This window comes from Halomonas sp. DP3Y7-2, from assembly GCF_019800795.1.
Lineage (GTDB): Bacteria > Pseudomonadota > Gammaproteobacteria > Pseudomonadales > Halomonadaceae > Halomonas > Halomonas litopenaei_A.
On the sequence record NZ_JAHVKJ010000010.1, the window covers coordinates 474,535 to 495,223 of the forward strand.

Consider the following 20,689-nt stretch of genomic DNA (forward strand, 5'->3'; position numbering starts at 1 on the left):
CCTTGGGCGTGTTTCCACGTTTCTCGGGGCTCGGCAAAAGGTGTATTGCAGTGACTTGTTAGACGGGTAATGATCTGGGTTCACCCGTCGACGAGTCCTGTTTCATGTCTTTCCCACGTCTGCCCGCCTCCAGCCTGTGGTTGATTGTCAGCGGCTGTGTCTTGCTGATGATGTCCTTTGGGCTGCGCTCGAGTTTTGGACTCTTCGTCTCGCCGATCACCGAGGCCAACGGTTGGGGCCGAGATACCCTGGGGTTGGCCCTGGCGATTCAGAATCTTGCCTGGGGTGTCATCGCGGTGCTGGCCGGCGGGCTGGCCGACCGTTTTGGCAACGTCAAGGTGCTGATCGGCGGCAGCGTGTTGTATGCCGCGGGCATGTGGATGACCGCCGGCGTATCCGAGGTGTGGGCGCTGCACACGGGTACCGGGCTGCTGGTAGGCGCAGGAGTGGCAGGCACTGCCTTCGGTATCGTGCTGCCTGCCTTGGCAAGAGCGGTGGCTCCCCATCAGCGTCAGCTGGTGCTGGGCGTCGGTACCGCAGCAGGGTCCATGGGACAGTTCTTGCTGGTACCGGTGGCCCAGCAGTTGATCGGTGCCTTTGGCTGGGCTGGGGCGCTGCATGTCATGGCGCTGATGGCCCTGGCCATGGCGGTGCTGGCCATGCCTCTGGCCTCGTCCCGGGCCACGTCCGCCGCCGCCCAGGTCAGCCCAGAGCTTGCCGAGCGTGACTTCCGCGCCACCCTGGGGCTGGCGCGGGGCCACCTTTCCTACTGGTTGCTGACCATTGGCTTCTTTGTCTGCGGCTACCATGTTGCCTTTATTACGGTACACATGCCGGCGTTCCTGACCGATGCAGGCTTCGCACCTGAGGTGGCTGCCTGGTCCATTGGCCTGATTGGCCTTTGCAATGTGGTGGGATCGCTGGCCTCGGGCATGTTGTCGGGCAGGTTCACCATGCGCGGCGTGCTGATCGCCATCTACGCAGGTCGAGCGGTGGCAATCACGGCGTTTATGCTGCTGCCGCTCAGCTTGGGGTCGGTGTGGGTGTTCAGCTGCGTCATGGGACTGTTGTGGCTAGCCACGGTGCCTCCGACCACGGGTCTTGTGGCGACCATGTTCGGTACCCGATATATGGCTACCTTGTATGGAGTGGTCTTTCTCGGTCATCAGGTCGGCAGCTTCTCGGGAGTATGGCTGGGCGGGTGGCTGTACGAGACGACCGGAAGCTATGCAGGCTTGTGGTGGAGTGGTGTGGCCATGAGCCTTGTCGCCATGGCGTTGCACTGGCCCATTCGCGAGAGCGCCGCCCAGCCGCGTGCGGCAACCGCCATCTGAGTGTAGCTGCTGAATGTAGCTGCGTAGCAGGGGCCGAATCCGGCCGGGCAAGGAGAGGGAAGGAGAGGCCAGTGCCCGAGTGCCGTTGTCGTTATCAGAGAATTCGTGAAGACTGATATACCGCAGGGGGTCGGCGGTGCAGTATAACGTTGACGATGCAGTGGAGATGAGGCGACGTCCTCGATCTTCGACGCTGCCATCTGCCACACCTTGATCTGTACACCTCACCTTGAATAACAACGAGGCAATATCATGCAGCGATGGATAGCACTGGCGGCCTTGGGCCTGGCAAGTACTGGAGTGATGGCGCAGGACAATGACAAGCTGTACCTGTTCAACTGGACGGAGTACATGGATCCGGCCCTGATCGAGGCCTTTGAGCAGGAGTTCGAGGTCGAGGTCGTGCAGAACTACTTCACCTCCAATGCCGAGATGTTCTCCAAGCTGGCCGCCGGCGGTGACGCCCAGTATGACGTGGTGGTGCCGACCGACTATTACGTGACGCGACTGATCGATGCGGGACTGGTGCGGGAGTTGGATGGCGAGCGCATCCAGGGGCGTGAGCACTTGATGGAGGCCTTCCGCCATCCCTCCTATGACCCCGACGAGCGCTACAGTGTGCCCTACCTGTGGGGCGTCACCGGGATCGTCTATGACACTCGAGTGTTCGAGGAGCTGCCGACGTCCTGGAGCGTGCTGTTCGACCCGGCGGTCAACCCGGATCAGCCTTTCGCCCTGCTGGGCGGCGATCCTCAGGTGTCGTTGGGTATGGTCTGTGCCTACCAGGGTGCCGGTTTTGACTGTACCGGCAAGGAGGCCTGGATCGACGCCGCCAAGCTCGCCGGTCAGACCCTTGAGCGTGACAACTTCACGGGCTTTGTCGATAGCACGGCGGCAGTGGAGCAGGTCGCTCGCGGCGTCAGCGCCATTGCGGTGACCTACAGTGGGGATGTGGATTACCGCAAGGCGGACTCCCCCGAGATCTACGGCGACCTGGCCTTCTTCGCACCGGAAGAAGGCGCTCAGCTTGGCGTGGATACCTTCGTGGTACCCGCACGAGCCCCACATCCCGAGCTTGCCGAGGACTTCATCAGCTTTATGATGCGTCCGGAAAACGCCGCCAAGGCAGCCAACTACGCGTACTACAGGACGCCAAATGAAGCCGCGCTGCCGATGGTGGATGAAGCGCTGCGCGAGGTGTCCCAGTTGGATGCGACGGCCAGCGACCACCTCGTGACCACCCCCTTGATCGAGGGCGAGGCACTGACGATGCTGCAACAGCTATGGACCGAGGTGCGCTCGCGCTAAGGTATTTCTGGGGAGCTGCCTGCAAGCGCCTGTGCTCGTCGATTGCTCGGTTCGGACATGGAGGAGGCTAGCGCCCAGAACGTCTGGGGCGCCGCCCCCTCTACAGCCATCTTGCGACTGCCTGGCCTTGATGCCCTCGTGGCAGCCCTGGGACACAGTTCCGGCAAAAGTCGCGAGGGCGACGGCAGCTGCCTCTCCGTTATCTTTCCACCAGAGCCAGCTTGGCACTCAAGGCAACGAAGGTCCCCGCGAACAACCGCCGAAAGGCAGTCATTACTCCAGGACGTTGCTCGACATGTTGTCTGATCCAGGCGGCCCCCAGCCCGTAGGCTGAAAAGACCATAAGGGTCATCAGCATGAAGATGCCTCCGAGGCCGAGCATCTGTTCGAACACGCTCTCTCCAGCGGTGATGAACTGCGGCAGAAAGGCCAGGAAGAAGACCGACAGTTTGGGGTTGAGGACATTGATCACGGCACCGGTGATACCGATTCTGACAAGCGATAGCTGGCACGGGGACTGGCCGGAGAGTTCCAGGGCGCCCCCCTGTTTCAACAGGCAAAGGGCCATGTAGAGCAGGTAGATCACGCCGAGGATCTTGAGCACGGAAAAGGCCAGGGCGCTGGTATGCAGGATGGCGGCAACGCCGGTGATAGCAGCAACCAGGGATGGCACAATGCCGAGCGTGCAGCCAAGCGCTGCTGCCAGGCTAGCCTTCTCACCCCGCTCGAGACCGGTCGCCAGGGTATAGATGACCCCTGTGCCGGGGACAAGCACTACGACAAGACTGGTAAGCAGGAAGTCGATCGACATCCAGACGCTCCTTCATCCGGTGGGCGTTGACGGCAAGCAGGCGGTCAGGCGACCCTTTCAAGGTAGTCTGGCCGCTCGCTTTTTTCTGGAAGTTTCCGCGCAAGGGGCTCGCTCCAGGTTGCTGTCAGCCCTTCAACTGGTTGCCCACGGGCAGGGTCCTGATGCGCTTGCCGCTGGCGGCGAAGATGGCGTTGGTCAACGCCGGAGCCACCGGGGGGAGGCCTGGCTCGCCCACTCCGCCCATGGGCGCATCGGGGTTGTCCACCAGATGTACTCGAACGTCCCGCGGCGCGTTGGACTGGCGCGGCAGCAGGTACTGGTGGAAGTTGTCCTGCTCGATGCGCCCGTCCCTGGCGGTGATCTCGTTGAGCAGGCCAATGCCTATCCCCATGACCACCGATCCCTCCATCTGGGCGCGGATACGCTCCGGGTTGACCCTGGGGCCACAGTCGAAGGCCACGTCGGCCTGATGGATGATGACGCTGCCCTGTTCGCTGACCTCTACCTCCAGCACGATGGCCGTGTAGGAGCAGAAACTGTGGTGCACCGCCAGGCCCTGGCCGCGTCCCTCGGGCAGTGACTTGCCCCAATCGGCTTCCTCTGTCACTCGTTCAATGACCCCACGCAGGCGTCCCACGTCGATGGTGTAGCGTTCCGGGTCCTCTCCATAGTTCCAGCTGGCGCCGACCGACATGGGATCGATCTGGCGTGCCGGGCCCAGCAACTCCAGCAGGTAATCGCGATGGTCACGACCCGCACTGGCGGCCAGTTCAGCGACGAAACTCTGGATGGCGAAGGCGTGGGGCAGATTGACCACCGAGCGGAACCAGCCGATGCGCTTGTGGGCCGGCGCTTCACCATTTTCCAGTGACAGGTGGGGGATGTCGAAGGGCAGCGGGGTCAGGCCCATGCCTAGTTCGTAGGTCGCCTTGTACTTGGGGTCTTCCTTGAAGATCGACATGATGGTCGGCGCCAGCGTGCGATGACGCCAGCCCTGGACCTTGCCGTCGGCGTCCAGTCCGGCCTCAAGCCGGTCGACGGACAGGGCGTGGAAGTAGGTATGGTGCAGATCGTCCTCGCGGGTCCACTGGAGCTGCACCGGGCGGCCGTCGAGGGCGCGGCTCAGGTGGGCGGCCTCGACCACGAAGTCCGGCTTTGCCTTGCGTCCAAAACCGCCGCCCAGAAGCGTCTGATGCACGCTGACATTGGCGCCGTCGATGCCGAGCTGCCTGGCCACTTCGTCCCTGGTGCTCTGGGGATCCTGTACCGGAGCCCAAGTGTCGGCCGCGCCATCGACGACCCGGGCGATGGCCACCGGTGGCTCCATGGTGGCGTGGGCCAGGTGTGGCATGAAGTAGGTGGCAGTGTGGCGAGACTCGGCGTCGGTCAGCGCCGTCTCGATATCACCGCTGGCCCTGAGCACCTTGCCGGGGGAGTCGGCTCGTTCCTCGAGCATCTCGCGATAGCGATCGGTATCGTAGCTGGCGTTAGCCTCGACGCCGTCGGTGTCCCACTCGATCTTGAGCGCCTTGCGTCCTTCGATGGCGGCCCAGGTGTTGCTGGCAATGACGCCGACCCCGCCCAGGGGATGGAAGGCCGATGGCTGTGACGTACCGTCGAGGGTGACGGTCTTGATCACACCCGGGATCTCCAGGGTGGCGCTGTCGTCGACGCTGGCGACCCTGGCGCCCAGCACGGCGGGCCGGGCGATCACCGCATAGGCCATGTCGGGCAGCCGGATATCGCCGCCGTAGATGGCCTTGCCGGTCACAATGTCTTCTCCGTCAACGGCGGGGGCGCGCTCGAGCTGGTCAGGGTCGCCATCGTGGCTCGGCCCCATCGACTTGCCTATCCATCGCCACTCGCTGGCAGGCTTGAGGGTGAGGCTATCCCGCGCGGGAATGTCCAGCTCGCGGGCGGCGGCGGCCAGCTCGCCGAAGCCAAGTTCGCGACCGCTGGGCCTGTGGATCACGACATGGACGCCTGCTCGGCACTCGTCCGGGGGAACGTCCCAGCGTGCTGCCGCGGCCTGTTCGAGCATGGTGCGAGCCGCTGCTGCAGCCCGGCGCATGGGGTCGAACCAATGGCGCATGCTCCGCGAGCCGTCGGTGTCCTGGTTGCCAAATCGCTCGGAATCCCCCGGGGCCTGCAAGGCCTTGACCCGGCGCCAGTCGGCGCCCAGCTCGTCGGCGGCCACCATCACCAGGCTGGTGCGGATGCCCTGTCCCATTTCGGCGCGGTGGTTGGTCACGCTGACACTGCCATCGTCATCGATCTGGATAAACACATTGGGGTTGTCGACCCAGCCGTAGGGCATCGCGGCGGCGCCGTACTGCTGCTCGTCGGCGGACAGGGCAAGGTCCCAGCGAGCCGCCAGTACCAGGGCGGTGCCTGCCGACAGCCCTTGTAGAAAGCGGCGGCGCGAGACGTTGGCCAATAGCAGAGTCGCGGTGGTCTGGTTCATGCCTGCCCCCTCTCGTTGCGAGACGCCTTGGCTGCTTGTTGAGGGGAGCCGCTGTCGGCGGCCCGGTGAATGGCCGTGCGAATGCGGTTATAGGTACCGCAACGACAGATGTTGCCGCCCATGGCGCTGATGATCTCGTCGTCTGAGGGGCTGGCGTTGTCCTTGAGCAGCGCGGTGGCGCTCATGATCTGGCCCGCCTGACAATAGCCGCACTGGGCGACGCCTGCGTCCAGCCATGCCTTCTGTACCTCGCGACCGACCGGATCGGTGGCCATGGCTTCGATGGTGGTGACCTGCTTGTCCACCGCAGCAGACAACGGGGTGACGCAGGAGCGCACCGCCACCCCATCCAGGTGTACGGTGCAGGCGCCGCACAGGCCCATGCCGCAGCCGAACCTGGTGCCGGTCAGTGCGACCACATCGCGCAGCGCCCACAGCAAGGGCATCTGTTCAGGAAGATCCAGCGAGTGTTGCTCGTCATTGATGGTCAGGGTAATCACGGTCTTCTCCTCGGCGTCTTGTTATGGCGTCTTGTAATGGCGCCTCTTTAAGGCGTCACGGAGGGGATCAGACAACGCCTCCAGAGGAACAGGATAGGCAAGATTCCGCTGATGTTTTGTGCCACTTTCGCTCAAAAGAAGGGCGCAATGACCGCCGTGTTCAGGAAAGTTCGACGAGCCTGGGCGCGGAGGGGCCATGAAGATGGCAAGGCGAGCGCGCGACGGCATCGGAGCAACGCGGGGAAAAGCATGCGCTCAGCGGCGGACGTAGCGCGACGGGGCGGGCGAGCGGGGAGGGTGGCCCGGCACATCACCCTGACACCAGAGTGATGTGCCGTGTCGATCGATTGGCCCCTGGGTTCGGGGCGGGCAATCAGTTCTGGTCGACGCGGTCCTTGGCGGCGCTGAAGCCCATCAGCGACACGTTCAGATCCTGGCGCTGTCCACGCGGGTTGACGATGCTGACGGTCGCCGAGTTACCGGCCTTCAGCTGGTTCAGCAGCTGCGGCTGGAGAGGAATATCGGCGCGGCAGCCCTGCGGCACGCAGACCTGATACGGCATGCCAACGGGCTGGTTGGAGTCGACCTGGAGCTGCAGACCGGGGGCCAGACGCACGCCCAGGGGCACCAGGAAGGTCATGGCGGAGCTATCCAGCTGCGCAGGGTTACCCACAACAACGCGCAGGACGGGCTCCCCGTCGGCGCCATCGACCAGCTGGGTCATGGAGCAGGCGCCGTCAGCACGATTGACCGGGCAATTGACTTCCCAGGACTGAAACGTCTCGGTGTTGACGGCGGGTCCGGCGTTGCCGGTGCTCTGGGCCGCGGCCAGGGGAGACAGGGCCATCAGGCTGAGGGCACCGGCGGTACGCAGTCCGGACGCGAGGCGATTGAACATAGAAGGCAGGCTCCTTTCCAAATCCATTGGCAAACAAAGGGTCGGGGCATAGTTCAACACGGAATGCCCCCCGTTGGCGACTGCTGCGAGGGGGCAGCGTGATGAAAAACAGGGAGGTGCGCCGAATAAAGGACAATGTGCTGAAAACGACAGCGAGGTTTGGCCGGGTGCCACCGCACCTGCTGGACATGAGCAGCGTCGGTTCAGGGCGGTAACGGCGCCAAGGCCTCGTATTCAGCATCCAGCTCGATACCAAAGTGTTGGCTCAAGGCGGACAGGTAGTCCTCGCCAGCCGCCACGGTGGATTCGTGAAGGATGCCGTGTCGATGTTCCCGCAGGTTGAAGTTCGACAGGGTGACCAAGCCCTCCTGAGTGACAAGGGACGCCATCCGTGAGGTGGTGAAATGCAGTCCCGGCCAGGTCGAGGTGAAGTGATTGGCGATCTGAATATCGCCGGCGCAGACGGTCGACAGGTCGCTACTGTAGAGGTCCACCCACTGGCCATCGATCCGTGACTGCAGCATCACTCCAAACTGGGGGTCCTCGAGTAGGCGCAGGGACTGGTCACCGTGCTGTTGGGTCAGGCCAGGCTCCAGGCGGATGGGCGCCCTGGGGGTGTTGGCGCCAAAGCCGGTATCCACCAGCCATTGCTGCTTGCCCAGCGAGACCAGGGCCAACTGGTGGCTGCGCCCTGTCGGAGCCCCTGATAGGTGGACTCGCGCCAGTATCGCTCGGGCGCGGAAACCGCAGGCGTGAAGTGCCATCAGCAGCAGGCCGTTGAGCTCGAAGCAGTAACCTCCCCGGGGCTGATGTACCAGCTTGCGGACGATGGCATCTGTGCTGACGTCGACGCCACGGCCCAGGCAGATATCGAAGTTTTCAAAGGGCAGGTGGGTCACCTGGGCTCGCTGGATGTCGGCCAGGAAGTCTTCCGTGGGGGAAGCGCTGGATGTCAGTCCCACTCGGTCGAGGTACTGGTCCAGTGGAAACTGGCCGGGGTTCATGTGCTATCCGTCATCGTTGAGGGTAGTGCCTCAGCCTAGCGCTCCCCGAGACGCCTTGCTATGTGAAGTCTTGTGCTGCTTCGGGCGTTCGCCAGGGGGCGTCTGCTGCGTTGGATGCTATGTGCCCGTGGACAAATCTCACCGTGGACTTCTGTCAATCCTCTCAATGTTATAACATCGCGAAAATTTTTGGCCTGCAAACACGAAGAGGACGCATTTATGCTGCGGAGTTCACGATGGAAGGAGGGGCGAAAGCCTGTTCTCAAGATGCTGGCTAGTGCCGGCAAGGCCTCAGGCTTTCTCGCCGCCAGCCTGTCTGCGGCTGCGCTGAGCACGGCTCAGGCGGCCGATGGCCGGGTGGATGTAGTAGCTCCCTGGGAAGTGGGCAGCATTGAGCCCACCCAGTCGGGCCACATCTTTGGCCGGATGGAGGTGGGCGAGACGCTGGTCGATGTTGCCCTTGACGGTGAGTTGATCGCTGGCCTTGCCACCGACTGGCAGGTCGATGACAGCGGCCTCGAGTGGCGCTTCCATCTGCGCCAGGGGGTGGAGTTTCATGATGGCAGTCCCATGACGCCGGAGACCGTGGCCCAGTCCCTTGAGCGCACTCTCGGTGAGCCGGGGGTGCTGTCTCAGGCGAACATCAGCCAGGTGGCTGTCGACGAAGACGAGCTGGTATTGACGTTGGATGCCCCCTACGGCGCGCTACCTGCCCTGCTGAGTCATTACTCCACCCAGATTCTTGCGCCATCTGCCTATGACCAGGACGGGCGGGTGGTGGCCTACGTGGCCACTGGCCCCTACCAGGTAGCGACCGTCGAGACACCACAGCGCCTGACCACGACTCGCTTCGAGGCGTACTGGGGAGAACCACCGAGTATCGCCGAAGCCAGCTATCTGGCGGCGCCACGAGGTGAAACACGCTCGCTGATGGCACAGTCGGGCGATGCGGATATCGTGCTGACCCTGGATGCTGCCAGTCAGGCGAGGCTGAGCCGTGCGCCCAACGTCGAGGTCATGGCGGTGCCGATTCCTCGCACCGTATTGTTGAAGCTCAACGCTGCGCGTCCTGGCCTGGATTCCCCTGAGGTGCGTCGGGCCGTCAGCATGGCGATCCAGCGTGAGGGCATTGCTCGGGGCATTCTGCGCAGTGACGATGCCATGGCCAATCAGATGATGCCGCCGGGCGTGGCGGGCTGGCATCTGGACGGACTTGCCCCCTTGACGCAGGACCTGGACGAGGCGCGACGGCTGCTGGCGGAGGATGGCTGGACACCAGGTCAGGATGGCGTTCTGACCCGGGACGGCGAGAGGCTGGCGCTGACGCTGACGACCTTCTCCGATCGCCCCGAGCTGCCCTTGATCGCTACGGCGCTGCAGGCTCAGCTCGCAGAGGTGGGGATCGAGGTGACCGTGGATGTCGCCAATTCCAGCGAGATTCCTTCCCGCCACCATGACGGCAGTCTCGACATGGGGCTGATGGCACGCAACTTCGGTCTGGTGCCCGATCCCTTGCCCATCATGCTCCAGGACTACAGTTCAGGCCAAGTCGGCGGAGACTGGGGGGCGATGAATTGGTCCAGTCGTACCCTCGACGAGCTGCTCGGCGAGATGCAGGCGGCCACCGATGGCGCTACCCGGGAAGCGCTTGCTGGTCAGGCGGCTGAGGTACTGCATCGGGAGCTGCCAGTGATTCCGATCGCCTGGTACGTGCAGACCGCCGCCGTCAACGCAGATCTTGAAGGGTTCGAGCTGGATCCGTTTGATCGTAGCTATCGCATCAGCGAGTTGGAGTGGGCGCAGTGATAGTGAGTAAACCGCTTGACCTGCCCGCCGTGTCGCTGGGCCCGGTCTCGATCTTCGCCGAACCGACACGCTTCGCCGAGCCAACATGCTTCGCTAACCCAGCACGCTTCGCCGATCCAATACGCATCGCTGGGCCACTGCGGGGAGGTGCTTGATGGGCAGAGCGATTCTCTCGCTGCTGGGACAGCGACTGGTACAAGCAGGGCTGGTGGCCTGGGTCGTAGGGAGCCTGACGTACCTGTTGACGCGGGCCCTGCCTGGCGACATGAGCTTTCGGATTGCCGCCGGACGCTACGGCTATGAGCAGGTCAACGCCGAGGCCGCGGCGGCCGTTCAGCAGGAGCTGAGCCTTGATCAGTCACCGCTGGCGGCCTATCTCCAGTGGCTCATGGATCTTGCCTCCTTCGATCTTGGCCGCTCTCTGGTCAGCGGTGAAACGGTTGTGCAGGAGCTGTCTCACCAGCTTGGCCACTCCCTGTCCCTTGCCCTGACGGCGGTGGTCATGGCGTTGGTGCTGGGCCTGCCGCTGGGGCTGGCCAGCGGGTTGCGCCCCGGGCGCTGGCTCGATCGAGTCAGCCTGGCGCTGGCGCTTGGCCTGCGCTCGCTGCCGCCCTTTGTCGTCGGCATTGCACTGGTGGTGCTGTTCTCGTTGACCTTGCACTGGTTGCCCGCTGCTGGCCACGGCAGCCTTAGCCACCTGTGGCTGCCGTCGTTGGCGCTGGGGCTTGGTCTCGCCGCGGTATCGAGCCGCGTGGCGCGCAACGCGATGGCCGATGTCGCTGGCTCCGACTACTACGCGTTTTCACGACTGAAGGGACTCACCGGGTGGCAGACCCTGCGCCGGCATGGCCTGCGCAACCTGAGTGTCCCTGTGGTGGCGTTTCTCGGCGTGCAACTGGTGTATCTGATCGAAGGCGTGGTGGTGATCGAGTCACTGTTTGCCTGGCCTGGCATCGGTCATGCGCTGGTCCATGCCGTGGTCGCTCGCGATGTGCCGATGATTCAAGGTACGGCTCTGGTGCTGGGCCTGGGCTTTGTGCTGCTCAACACGCTGGTGGATATCGCCACCTTGTTGCTGGACCCGAGGAGGCGGCTGGCATGAAGACATTGACGAGACAAGGTCCCATGACACCGCTGCTGGCGCTCCGTCGTCGTTTGCCGGCGTCGCGGATGCTGGGGTTGTGCCTGCTGGTCGGGCTGATGCTGTTCGGTTGGGGCGTCCCGCTGCTGGGCGATGCTGATCCCTATGCTCAGGATTTGATGCACACTCTCGACGCCCCGGGAGCTCTGCATCCGCTGGGTACGGACCACCTTGGGCGAAGCTTGCTGGCACGCACCGCCGAGGCGGTCCGCCTGTCGCTGGGCCTGGCGTTTCTGAGCGTGGCCAGCGCGGTCACGATCGGGCTGGTGCTTGGCGTGGCCGCCGGCTGGCGCCGGGGGTGGGGCGATCGCCTGCTCGGCGCCCTGGCCGACTGTGTGCTGGCCTTGCCTGGCCTGCTGCTGGTGCTGATGCTGGCGGCCATTGCTCCTGGCAGCTTCTGGACCCTTTACCTGGGGATCTCACTGGTGCTGTGGGTCGAGGTGTTTCGCCTGGTGCGCAGCGTGACCCAGGGCCTGATGGCCTCGCCGCAGGTGCAGGCCTCACGGCTGCTCGGGTTCGGCCGGGTGTATCTGTTCCGCCGTCACCTGTGGCCTGCACTGCGGCCTCAGGTCATGACTCTGGCTGCCTTTGGTGCGGCCACCGCGATCCTGGCGGTGTCGTCTCTGGGGTTTGTCAGCATCGGGCTGCGGCCACCCACGGCGGAGCTGGGGCTGATGATGACCGAGCTCTTTCCGTACTACCAGGAAGCGCCCTGGGCCCTGGCTCAGCCGGTACTGGCGCTGTTCCTGATGGTGCTGGGATTCATTCTGCTGGCAGGGGAGGAGCCGAAATGAGCACCATGATGACGGTCAAGGAGCTGTGCGTCACCACCGCTGGGGATGCCCCGGAAGTGCTGCTCGAGCCGATCTCGTTTGCGCTGAAGGCCGGCGAGCCATTGACCTTGATCGGCCAGACCGGTTCAGGCAAGAGCCTGCTGGCCCAGGCCTTGATGGGTAACCTGCCGGGCAGTCTCGAGGTGTCGGGAGAGGTGTGGGTGGATCAGCAGGATGTCCTGAGCCTGCCACTGTCCGAGCGGCGTCGCTGGTGGGGGCGTCGGCTGGCCATGCTGCCCCAGGAGCCCTGGAGTGCGCTGGATCCGATCATGGCGATTGGCGAGCAGATCGGTGAAGGCCATCGGCTCGTCGGCGGACTTACGACCGTCGAGGCCGAGCAGGCCACGCGTCGAGATCTTGCCCACCTGGGGCTTGAGGACAGCTACGCGCGGCTGCCGATGCAGATGTCGGGAGGCATGGCCCAGCGTGCCGCCTTCGCTGCGGCGAGAACCGGTAACGCCCCGATCGTGATCGCCGATGAGCCGACCAAGGGCCTGGATCGCGGCCGTCGTGACGAGGTGGTGGCGTTGTTGCGGGAGGCGTTGGGCAGCCATGGGGCGCTGCTGACCATTACCCACGATTTCGAGGTGGCGCGTCAGCTCGGGGGCAAGGTCATGATCCTGCGCAAGGGGCGCTGCCTGGAGCAAGGAGATGCCGATAGCGTGCTGAGCCAACCCACCAGCGGCTATGGCCGCGAGTTGATGGAGGCGCAGCCGGAACGCTGGCCGGAAGCGACAGCCGCGCCAACCGACCCGCAGCGCAAGCAGGCTGCCATCGAGCGCTCAGCTCCAACGCTCTCGTGCACGCCGCCGCAGGGGGCCGTCCTCAGTGCCAGTGCCCTGGGCAAGTCGAGAGGGGGGCGCGTGCTGTTCAAGGACCTGAATCTGGCGTTTCGCCGAGGCGACATCGTCGGAGTGAGCGGCCCGAGCGGCAGCGGCAAGAGCAGCCTGGGGGATGTGCTGCTGGGGCTGGTGGCACCGGATGAGGGCGAGCTTTGGCGTGATCCTTCGGTGCAACCGAGCCGTTTTCTCAAGCTGTACCAGGATCCTCCTGCAGCCTTTGCACCGTTCTGGACAATGGGCACGCTGATCGACGACGTGTGCCGACTGCACCGCCTCGACAGCGCAAGAGTCGCCCCGATGCTTGAACGACTGGGGCTGGCGCCGGCGTTGCTCGATCGCCGGCCAGGCGAAATGTCGGGAGGAGAGCTTCAGCGTTTTTCCATCCTGCGTGCCCTGCTGCTGGACCCCGTCTTTCTGTTTGCCGACGAGCCGACGTCGCGTCTTGACCCGGTGACCCAGCGCGAGACGGTGGCGCTGTTGGTCGAGCTGGCCAAGGAGCGTGACTGCGCTCTGCTGCTGGTCAGCCACGACGAGGCCCTGGTGGCCAAGAGCTGTGACCGTATCGTCAGTCTTGAGCAGGCTGTCACGTCCAGGACGGTCTGACCGTCACACCCGAGCGCACGCCCGAAGGCCTTCCGGATGGAGGCTTTCGGGCAGCCTGGGTCATGCTTGTCTGGCACCTATTCTCTCGGCCTTCTTGGCTCTCTCGGTTCTCTTGTTCCTCTAGGTCCTCTAGGTCCTCTCGGTCCTCTTGTTCCTCTCGGTCCTCTTGTTCCTCTGGGTCCTCTCGGCGCCTTGATCTCCTCACTCCAATCCCCAGCGCGAAAGCGCCACCGTCATATCGACGGTACGCACAACGTTCATGGGATTGACATCTTTGTCTCGTATATATGGAATTTCATATATGCTGGCGGCTACACGACGATATCCAACGTACCGATTGGCCGCTATTGCGGTGACACGCCGCAATGATGCAGCGGTCTAGGTTATCCAATCGGAGGCCAGTACGGCGTTACGATTCATGATGACAAGGGGGGAGTTACCATGACACTCAAGATCGGCATCAATGGCTTCGGCCGTATTGGCCGGCTGGTGGTGCGCAGCCTGTGGCCGCGCATTGTCAGCGGCGAGGTGACCCTGGTGAGGGTCAATGACCCGGGCGGGGATGCGGAGACCTTTGCCCATCTACTGGAATTCGACTCGGTACATGGACATTTCTCTCCGGGTGCGGGGGTCCTGGGGCAGGAAGACGAATTGCGTCTCGATGGACGCCCGGTGGCCTTCAGCCGCGCGCCGACACCCCAGCAAGCCGACTGGTCCGGTTGCGAGGTGGTGGTGGAGTGCTCGGGCAAACACAAGACGCGGGACACGCTCGACGCCTATCTCGCCCAGGGCGTCGCGCGGGTGGTCGTCAGTGCGCCGGTCAGGGAGCAGGGCGTTCTCAACGTTGTCATGGGCGTCAATGATCACCTGTACCAGGCGGACCATCATCGCATTGTGACGGCGGCCAGCTGCACCACCAATTGCCTGGCGCCAGTGGTCAAGGTGGTGCTCGAGCGATTTGGCATTCGCCACGGCAGCATGACCACCGTACATGACATCACCAATACCCAGACGATTCTGGACGCCCCTCATAAGGATCTGCGCCGAGCGCGTGCCTGCGGCATGAGCCTGATCCCGACCACGACGGGCTCGGCCAAGGCCATCACCGCGATCTTTCCCGAGCTGGAAGGAAAGCTCAATGGGCACGCCATTCGCGTGCCGCTGGCCAATGCCTCGCTGACGGACATGGTGTTTGAGCTGGAGCGAGCGGTGACCGTCGAGGAGGTCAACGACGCACTCAGGGAAGCGGCCGAGGGGCAGCTGAAAGGCATCCTGGGGTATGAAGAGAGGCCTCTGGTGTCCATCGACTATCGCACCGACCCGCACAGCTCGATCATTGATGCGCTGTCGACCATGGTGGTCAACGGCACCCAGCTGAAGCTCTACGCCTGGTACGACAACGAGTGGGGATACGCCAACCGCACCGCGGAGCTTGCCTTGAAGGTGGGACGTGGCTGATTCGCTGCTGTCTCGGCTGAGAGCGCTGCCGTTCGAGGTTCGCCAGTATCTGCTGATCACCGGCAACTACTGGGCCTTTACCGTGACCGACGGCGCCCTGCGCATGCTGGTGGTGTTGCACTTTCACCAGCTCGGATATTCGCCTCTGGAAGTCGCCCTGCTGTTCTTGTTCTACGAGGCCTTCGGCGTGGTGACCAACTTGGTGGGGGGCTGGCTGGGCGCTCGCCTTGGGCTCAATCGCACCATGAATCTTGGTCTGGGGCTCCAGATCGTGGCGTTGGCCATGTTGATGGTGCCTTCAAGCGCCTTGACCGTTGCCTGGGTGATGGCGGCTCAGGCTCTGTCAGGCATCGCCAAGGACCTCAACAAGATGAGTGCCAAGAGTGCGGTCAAGGTGCTGGTGCCGGCAGGGCAGGGGGACAGCGACTCTGCCCTGTATCGCTGGGTAGCGCTGCTGACCGGGTCCAAGAACGCGTTGAAGGGGGCAGGCTTCTTCCTGGGGGGAGTGCTGTTGACGCTCATCGGTTTTCGCGGCGCGGTGAGCACCATGGCAGTGGTGTTGCTTGCCGTGCTGGGGCTGTCGCTGCTCAGGCTAAAGGCCGACCTGGGGCGCTCGACGCGCAAGCCAAAGTTCACCGAGATATTCTCTGCCTCCCGCGCCATCAACGTGCTGTCGGCGGCGCGTCTCTGTCTGTTTGCTGCTCGTGACGTGTGGTTCGTGGTGGCCTTGCCGGTGTTTTTGTACGATCAGCATGGCTGGAGTCACTGGACCGTAGGGGGCTTGCTGGCCATCTGGGTGATGGGTTATGGCGGGGTGCAGACCCAGGCACCCCGGTTGACGAGGAGGGTGACCCTTGGGCAGCGCTGGACAACGGTGCTGTGGGCCCTGGTGCTGGCAGCTTTGACTGCTGTGCTGGCGCTGCTGCCGCTGGCCCAGGTGGGCTGGCTGGTCGCTGGATTGCTGCTGTTCGGTGTGTTGTTTGCCATCAACTCAAGTTGGCACAGTTATCTCATCGTGCATTACGCCCGGGCCGACGGCGCCTCCATGGACGTGGGCTTCTACTACATGGCTAACGCCATGGGCCGTCTGTTGGGTACGCTGTTGTCGGGCTGGCTGTACCAGGTGCAGGGGCTTTCGGCCTGCCTGTGGGTAGCGGCGGCACTGGTACTGGCCAGCGCCTTGATGGCCTTGGCGCTGCCTGACAGAGGCAACAGTGCATGCGTGGCCTCGGCATGATCGGGCGTGGTCGGGCGCGCTTCAGGGGCCGAGCGTAGCTCCTGGAGTAAGCGTAGCTTCTGGAGTGAGCGTAGCTCCTGGAGCGAGCGTAGCGCTTGAATCAAGCTGCGCTCTCGGAGCAAGCGTAGCCCCATGGCAGCGATGGGCACGGGACATCGCTGACCGCCATGCACTTATCACCCACATCAGCGCTGAAAGGAGCGTGTTCTGGACCGCATTAGCCATCAGGAGAAAGGATGACGTCGCTTGATCCCCTTAGCCTCTACAAATGTCTGTCGGAGGAAACCCGTCTGTCGGTGATGTTGCTGCTGCTTGCTGAGGGCGAGCTGTGTGTCTGCGAAATGACCGCGGTCCTCCAGCTCTCCCAGCCCAAGGTGTCCCGGCACCTGGCCGAATTGCGTCGCTGTGGGTTGCTGGCCGATCGTCGCGAAGGGCAGTGGGTTTACTATCGGTTGAGCGATGACCTGCCCAAGTGGGCCATGACCTGCCTGAGGGCCGGTTATGAAGGGCGGCAGCCGGCGATGAACGCCCTCGGGGCGAGGCTGGCATCCATGGGAGACAGGCCCCAGCGGCGCGACAGCTGGTGTTGATGGGGGGTGGTGAGAGGTGATGACGGTGGATGACAGCGGATGTCAATGCAGGATGACGGGGCCATGTGGACGACCGGAGATGCGAGCTAGCCGTCAGGCATGACAGAAAAGACGTCATTGACTGACTCCTTTGTCAGCGTCCGCGCCTACACTGTGTAGTGGACCTGGCATGTTAATTTTCACGCTAATCAATTAACATGCTGCCCACTTACACGATTCAGCGCAAGGACCTTGGATCATGATCATTGTTTCCCTCATCTTCGCCTTGGTGGGGCTATCGCTCCTGGGGGGCGGCGCCTGGCTGATCACCCTGGGCGGAAGCTGGTATTACGCTCTCTCAGGTGCCGTCCTGCTGGCGGTTGGCGTCATGCTGCGTCGCCGTAGAGTACAGGCTCAGCTGTTGTTTGCCGGTCTGCTGGTGGCGACTGCCGTGTGGGCGCTGTGGGAGTCGGGCTATGACTGGTGGCCCCTCGCGACGCGTATGGGCCTGCTGATGCTGCTGGCCATTCCGCTGCTGTGGCCCCCTCGTGCCGGCAAGCGAGTTGGTACGGCGGTGCTGCTGCCGGTATGGGCCATTCTGGGTGTCGGCCTGCTGGGCAGCATCGCGGTGGATGCTCACCGCATCGACGGCCGTCTCAATGAAGACGAGGTCGTGCAGTCTCCTGATCTGGGCGACTCTCCCGAGGCCAGCTGGCATGCCTATGGGCGTAACAATCTTGGTCAGCGTTATTCGCCGCTGAACCAGATCACCCCCGAGAACGTGGGAGACCTGGAGCTGGCCTGGCAATATCAGACGGGAGACCTCAAGGGCCCTGACGATGTTGGAGAGACCACCTACGAAGCTACGCCGCTGAAGATCGGCAATGGCCTTTTCCTGTGCACGCCTCATAACTGGCTGGTAGCACTCGATGCCGATAGCGGTGAGAAGCTGTGGCAGTACGACGCCAAGGTTCCGGCGGAAAGTTCGCGTCAACACCAGACCTGTCGTGGCGTTTCCTATCTGCCGCCAGCCAGCGGAGATGAAGATGCTCTGGATGTGGCGGTGATGGACGCTCCTTCCGAGTCTCTTGAGCCAATTCAGTGCGATGCTCAACTGTTCATGCCGACCTCTGATGCTCGCCTGCTGGCGGTGGATCCGGCGACCGGTGCACTGTGCGAGAACTTCGCCGATAACGGTGAGCTGGATCTGATGCACAATATGCCGTTCAAGCAGTCTGGCTTCTATTACTCCACCTCACCCCCCGTAGTGGCCAATGGCCTGGTGGTGGTCGCCGGCGCGGTCAACGACAACTATGCGGTCAACTCACCCTCCGGTGTCATCCGTGCCTACGATGCCAGGACCGGTGAACTGCGTTGGAACTGGGATTCCGGTAATCCACAGGAGACCGCGCCGATCGCCGAAGATGAGACCTACGCCACCAGCTCGCCCAACAGCTGGTCGGTGGCCAGTGCCGATGAAGAGCTGGGCCTGATCTACTTCCCCATGGGTAACCGCACGCCCGATCAGCTGGGCCAGTTCCGCAGCGAGGCGGAAGAGACGTACGCCACCTCCGTGGTGGCACTGCGCCTCGACAGCGGTGAGGTCGAGTGGGTGCAGCAGTTCGTCCACCATGATCTGTGGGATATGGACACGCCGGCGCAGCCGAGCCTGGTCGATCTGGACACCGACGAGGGCATGCAACCGGCCCTGGTGGTACCGACCAAGCAAGGTGATGTGTATGTATTGAACCGTGCTACGGGCGAACCGATCTTCCCGATCACCGAAGAGCCGGCCCCTCAGGGCACCATCGAGGGTGACTTTGCGGCCCCGACCCAGCCCAAGTCGGCGCTCAACTTCCGTCCGCCGACGCTGCGCGAGGCAGACATGTGGGGCGGTACACTGGTCGACCAGATGATCTGTCGCATCCAGTTCCGTTCGCTACGCTATGAAGGGCAGTACACGCCTCCGTCAGAGCAGGGCACCATCGTGTTCCCCGGTAACTTCGGGGTCTTCAACTGGGGCAGCGTCGCGGTGGATCCGAAGCGTCAGGTGATGTTCGGCATGCCGCTGTATCTCGCCTTCACCAGCACCCTGGTGCCGAAGGAAGGTGCCGACCTTGGCGAGACCAACCAGGGCGAGCAAGGCCTTAATGAAAATGCCGGAGCGGACTACGCGGTAGAAATGAAGCCGTTCCTGTCGCCGCTGGGTGTGCCTTGTCAGCAGCCTCCCTGGGGCTATGTGGCGGGCACCGACCTGCGCACCGGCGAGGTGGCCTGGCAGCACAAGAATGGCACCATCGAGGATATGACCGCGTTGCCGCTGCCCTTCAAGATGGGGGTTCCTGGCATCGGTGGCCCGGTGATCACCGATGGCGGCGTGGCGTTTCTGGCGGCGGCCGTGGATGACTACTTCCGCGCTTACGATCTGACGACGGGAGAGCAGCTGTGGGAGTCGCGTCTGCCGGCCGGTGGCCAGGCCACGCCGATGACCTACCTCAATAGCAAGGGTGAGCAGATGGTCGTGTTGGTCGCAGGTGGCCACGGCTCCATCGGTACTACCATCGGTGACTATGTGATGGCCTACAAGCTGCCCGAGTGAAGAGAGCCTGGGCGAGCGCTGTAGCGCGCTCGCACCGCTCGCAGTGTTGCGAAAGCCCCCGTCGGTCTGCCGGCGGGGGCTTTTGCGTAAAGGGTGCCGTGCCTCTCTCTGGTGGGATGTCGAACGAGCGGTCGTAGGGTGCGAGGTGCTTGGTCTAGGTGCCAGGTGCCAGGTGCCAGGTGCCAGGTGCCAGGTGCCAGGTGCCAGGTGCCAGGTGCCAGGTCTAGGTGCGGCAAAATATCCAATTCCGCCTGGCTGGATTGATTCTCATAATGTGAATCTTTGGACCATCATGGCCCATCGCGAGGCTGTCTTGTCCGGGTCTGCCATCCACTGAGGAATCCCGATGTCTTCCATTGCCCTGTACGTGGCGATCTATCTCGCCGTTCTGCTGTCGATCTACCAGGTGTATTACATCTACTATGAACAGCACTTCGCCGACTTCGAGAAGCGTCCGGGGTTGGATGAACAGGGGCTGGCGGAGTTATCGGGGCTGGCTCGTCAGGTAAGGGAAGGCGGGGACCGCACAGCATTCGAGGCGGCGGTGCGCTCGCGCCTGGGGGATCGACTCGACCCCCGGGTCGTGCTCGCCGCCTTTGCTCGGGAAGGAGAGCCGGTCAATGCGGCGCAGTTGCTCCGGCGGCGTCGGCAGATTGTGACCAATGGCAGCATCATGGTGCGCCATCTTGCCCGCTGGAAGACAACGCCTCCTGCGCGGGATATTCGCGGGCTGATGATCCTGGTGATTACCGTGCTGTGCCTGTCAGTGCTGGCACTTGGGGGCCTGGCGATCTACACCGTGGGTTACCAGCTGGCATCACCCTCTCTGGCCTGGGCCAACGAGCCGGCGGTGCTGCTGGCGCTGATCGCCGGACTGATCGTCGCGACTCATCTGGTCTACAAGCTCGATGTCTACCTGCACGATCTCTACCAGATCGGTCGCTTGAACTTGCACTTCCAGTAAGCGACATGCGCTGCTGGCCCTCGCGGGCCAGCAGCGCCTGACTCATGGATCAGTCGTCTTCCAGTACCACCAAGCCGTAAGTTCCGAGGGTCGGCAGTCCGCCTGAGCGGTCACGCAGGGACAGGCTGCCATTTTCGGCAACGTCGAAAGCCAGCACCTCTCCGGTATTGCCCACCAGTTGGTAGAGTGAGTCTCCGGCAGGATTCAATGCCATGTCGGAGAAGAACAGGAGCTCGCCATCCTCCTTCTCGGTTCGCCCCAGCGCTTTCTCAGCCCTTGTTCCGCTCTCTCAGCCCTCTCTCAAAAACCTCTCAACAA

At 63.4% G+C, this 20,689-nt stretch carries 17 protein-coding genes; 11 read left to right on the plus strand and 6 right to left on the minus strand.

Features of this window, described 5'->3' with window-relative positions:
* The first annotated feature begins 104 nt into the window (after nt 1–104).
* Both KUV45_RS14520 and KUV45_RS14525 read left to right on the plus strand, forming a co-directional pair.
* A complete protein-coding gene (locus KUV45_RS14520; RefSeq protein ID WP_206942931.1) occupies nt 105–1,334 on the plus strand; it encodes an MFS transporter in 1,230 nt (409 codons plus the stop codon).
* 252 nt (nt 1,335–1,586) lie between these two features.
* Nucleotides 1,587–2,642 (plus strand): spermidine/putrescine ABC transporter substrate-binding protein, encoded by a 1,056-nt coding sequence (locus KUV45_RS14525; protein WP_222161944.1) that lies wholly within the window; start codon nt 1,587–1,589, stop codon nt 2,640–2,642.
* A 199-nt stretch (nt 2,643–2,841) separates the two neighbouring features.
* Here the strand turns inward: KUV45_RS14525 and KUV45_RS14530 are convergent, their stop codons facing one another.
* The 5 genes from KUV45_RS14530 to KUV45_RS14550 all read right to left on the minus strand — a co-directional run bounded on the left by KUV45_RS14530 (nt 2,842) and on the right by KUV45_RS14550 (nt 8,319).
* A complete protein-coding gene (locus KUV45_RS14530; protein WP_222161945.1) occupies nt 2,842–3,453 on the minus strand; it encodes a LysE family translocator in 612 nt (203 codons plus the stop codon).
* A gap of 124 nt (nt 3,454–3,577) precedes the next feature.
* Nucleotides 3,578–5,917: a molybdopterin cofactor-binding domain-containing protein gene (locus KUV45_RS14535; protein WP_222161946.1), complete on the minus strand. Its 2,340-nt coding sequence runs from the start codon at nt 5,915–5,917 to the stop codon at nt 3,578–3,580.
* A complete protein-coding gene (locus KUV45_RS14540; protein ID WP_206942923.1) occupies nt 5,914–6,417 on the minus strand; it encodes a (2Fe-2S)-binding protein in 504 nt (167 codons plus the stop codon). Before KUV45_RS14540 ends, KUV45_RS14535 begins: the two co-directional genes overlap by 4 nt.
* 373 nt (nt 6,418–6,790) lie before the next feature.
* The gene (locus KUV45_RS14545) at nt 6,791–7,315 is read right to left on the minus strand and encodes an invasion associated locus B family protein (protein WP_206942921.1); all 525 of its coding nucleotides are present in this window, start codon (nt 7,313–7,315) and stop codon (nt 6,791–6,793) included.
* 203 nt (nt 7,316–7,518) lie between these two features.
* Nucleotides 7,519–8,319, minus strand: coding sequence for an arylamine N-acetyltransferase (locus KUV45_RS14550; protein WP_222161947.1), 801 nt, complete (start codon nt 8,317–8,319; stop codon nt 7,519–7,521).
* Between the two features lie 219 nt (nt 8,320–8,538).
* On the opposite strand from KUV45_RS14550, the gene KUV45_RS14555 reads away from it, so the two are divergent.
* The 9 genes from KUV45_RS14555 to KUV45_RS14595 all read left to right on the plus strand — a co-directional run bounded on the left by KUV45_RS14555 (nt 8,539) and on the right by KUV45_RS14595 (nt 20,371).
* The gene (locus KUV45_RS14555; protein ID WP_222161948.1) at nt 8,539–10,125 is read left to right on the plus strand and encodes an ABC transporter substrate-binding protein; all 1,587 of its coding nucleotides are present in this window, start codon (nt 8,539–8,541) and stop codon (nt 10,123–10,125) included.
* A 154-nt stretch (nt 10,126–10,279) separates the two neighbouring features.
* A complete protein-coding gene (locus KUV45_RS14560) occupies nt 10,280–11,227 on the plus strand; it encodes an ABC transporter permease (protein ID WP_222161949.1) in 948 nt (315 codons plus the stop codon).
* Nucleotides 11,224–12,060 (plus strand): ABC transporter permease, encoded by an 837-nt coding sequence (locus tag KUV45_RS14565; RefSeq protein ID WP_224851806.1) that lies wholly within the window; start codon nt 11,224–11,226, stop codon nt 12,058–12,060. Before KUV45_RS14560 ends, KUV45_RS14565 begins: the two co-directional genes overlap by 4 nt.
* Nucleotides 12,057–13,544, plus strand: coding sequence for an ABC transporter ATP-binding protein (locus KUV45_RS14570; protein ID WP_222161950.1), 1,488 nt, complete (start codon nt 12,057–12,059; stop codon nt 13,542–13,544). The genes KUV45_RS14565 and KUV45_RS14570 overlap by 4 nt, the downstream gene beginning before the upstream one ends.
* 441 nt (nt 13,545–13,985) lie before the next feature.
* A complete protein-coding gene (locus tag KUV45_RS14575) occupies nt 13,986–15,002 on the plus strand; it encodes an ArsJ-associated glyceraldehyde-3-phosphate dehydrogenase (protein WP_222161951.1) in 1,017 nt (338 codons plus the stop codon).
* Entirely contained in the window at nt 14,995–16,239 is a 1,245-nt protein-coding gene (gene arsJ / locus KUV45_RS14580; RefSeq protein ID WP_222174255.1) for an organoarsenical effux MFS transporter ArsJ, read from the plus strand. Before KUV45_RS14575 ends, arsJ begins: the two co-directional genes overlap by 8 nt.
* Before the next feature lie 236 nt (nt 16,240–16,475).
* On the plus strand, nt 16,476–16,829 hold the full coding sequence (locus KUV45_RS14585) for a metalloregulator ArsR/SmtB family transcription factor (protein WP_222161953.1): 354 nt from the start codon (nt 16,476–16,478) through the stop codon (nt 16,827–16,829).
* A 238-nt stretch (nt 16,830–17,067) separates the two neighbouring features.
* On the plus strand, nt 17,068–19,407 hold the full coding sequence (locus KUV45_RS14590) for a glucose/quinate/shikimate family membrane-bound PQQ-dependent dehydrogenase (RefSeq protein ID WP_222161954.1): 2,340 nt from the start codon (nt 17,068–17,070) through the stop codon (nt 19,405–19,407).
* Between the two features lie 346 nt (nt 19,408–19,753).
* Complete coding sequence (locus tag KUV45_RS14595; protein WP_222161955.1) at nt 19,754–20,371, plus strand: hypothetical protein; 618 nt, start codon at nt 19,754–19,756, stop codon at nt 20,369–20,371.
* Nucleotides 20,372–20,420: 49 nt separating this feature from the next.
* On the opposite strand, the gene KUV45_RS14600 is transcribed toward KUV45_RS14595, so the two are convergent.
* Nucleotides 20,421–20,585 (minus strand): hypothetical protein, encoded by a 165-nt coding sequence (locus tag KUV45_RS14600; protein WP_206942901.1) that lies wholly within the window; start codon nt 20,583–20,585, stop codon nt 20,421–20,423.
* Nucleotides 20,586–20,689 lie beyond the last annotated feature (104 nt).

Excerpts from the sequence above, each read along its gene's own strand:
- KUV45_RS14535 (WP_222161946.1), bottom strand. The coding sequence starts at position 5,917 with ATGAACCAGACCACCGCGACTCTGCTATTGGCCAACGTCTCGCGCCGC.
- KUV45_RS14575 (WP_222161951.1), top strand. The coding sequence starts at position 13,986 with ATGACACTCAAGATCGGCATCAATGGCTTCGGCCGTATTGGCCGGCTG.
- KUV45_RS14530 (WP_222161945.1), bottom strand. The coding sequence starts at position 3,453 with ATGTCGATCGACTTCCTGCTTACCAGTCTTGTCGTAGTGCTTGTCCCC.
- KUV45_RS14565 (WP_224851806.1), top strand. The coding sequence starts at position 11,224 with ATGAAGACATTGACGAGACAAGGTCCCATGACACCGCTGCTGGCGCTC.
- KUV45_RS14600 (WP_206942901.1), bottom strand. The coding sequence starts at position 20,585 with ATGGCATTGAATCCTGCCGGAGACTCACTCTACCAACTGGTGGGCAAT.
- KUV45_RS14560 (WP_222161949.1), top strand. The coding sequence starts at position 10,280 with ATGGGCAGAGCGATTCTCTCGCTGCTGGGACAGCGACTGGTACAAGCA.
- KUV45_RS14590 (WP_222161954.1), top strand. The coding sequence starts at position 17,068 with ATGATCATTGTTTCCCTCATCTTCGCCTTGGTGGGGCTATCGCTCCTG.
- KUV45_RS14550 (WP_222161947.1), bottom strand. The coding sequence starts at position 8,319 with ATGAACCCCGGCCAGTTTCCACTGGACCAGTACCTCGACCGAGTGGGA.
- KUV45_RS14525 (WP_222161944.1), top strand. The coding sequence starts at position 1,587 with ATGCAGCGATGGATAGCACTGGCGGCCTTGGGCCTGGCAAGTACTGGA.
- KUV45_RS14555 (WP_222161948.1), top strand. The coding sequence starts at position 8,539 with ATGCTGCGGAGTTCACGATGGAAGGAGGGGCGAAAGCCTGTTCTCAAG.
- KUV45_RS14545 (WP_206942921.1), bottom strand. The coding sequence starts at position 7,315 with ATGTTCAATCGCCTCGCGTCCGGACTGCGTACCGCCGGTGCCCTCAGC.
- KUV45_RS14520 (WP_206942931.1), top strand. The coding sequence starts at position 105 with ATGTCTTTCCCACGTCTGCCCGCCTCCAGCCTGTGGTTGATTGTCAGC.
- KUV45_RS14595 (WP_222161955.1), top strand. The coding sequence starts at position 19,754 with ATGTCTTCCATTGCCCTGTACGTGGCGATCTATCTCGCCGTTCTGCTG.
- KUV45_RS14585 (WP_222161953.1), top strand. The coding sequence starts at position 16,476 with ATGACGTCGCTTGATCCCCTTAGCCTCTACAAATGTCTGTCGGAGGAA.
- KUV45_RS14570 (WP_222161950.1), top strand. The coding sequence starts at position 12,057 with ATGAGCACCATGATGACGGTCAAGGAGCTGTGCGTCACCACCGCTGGG.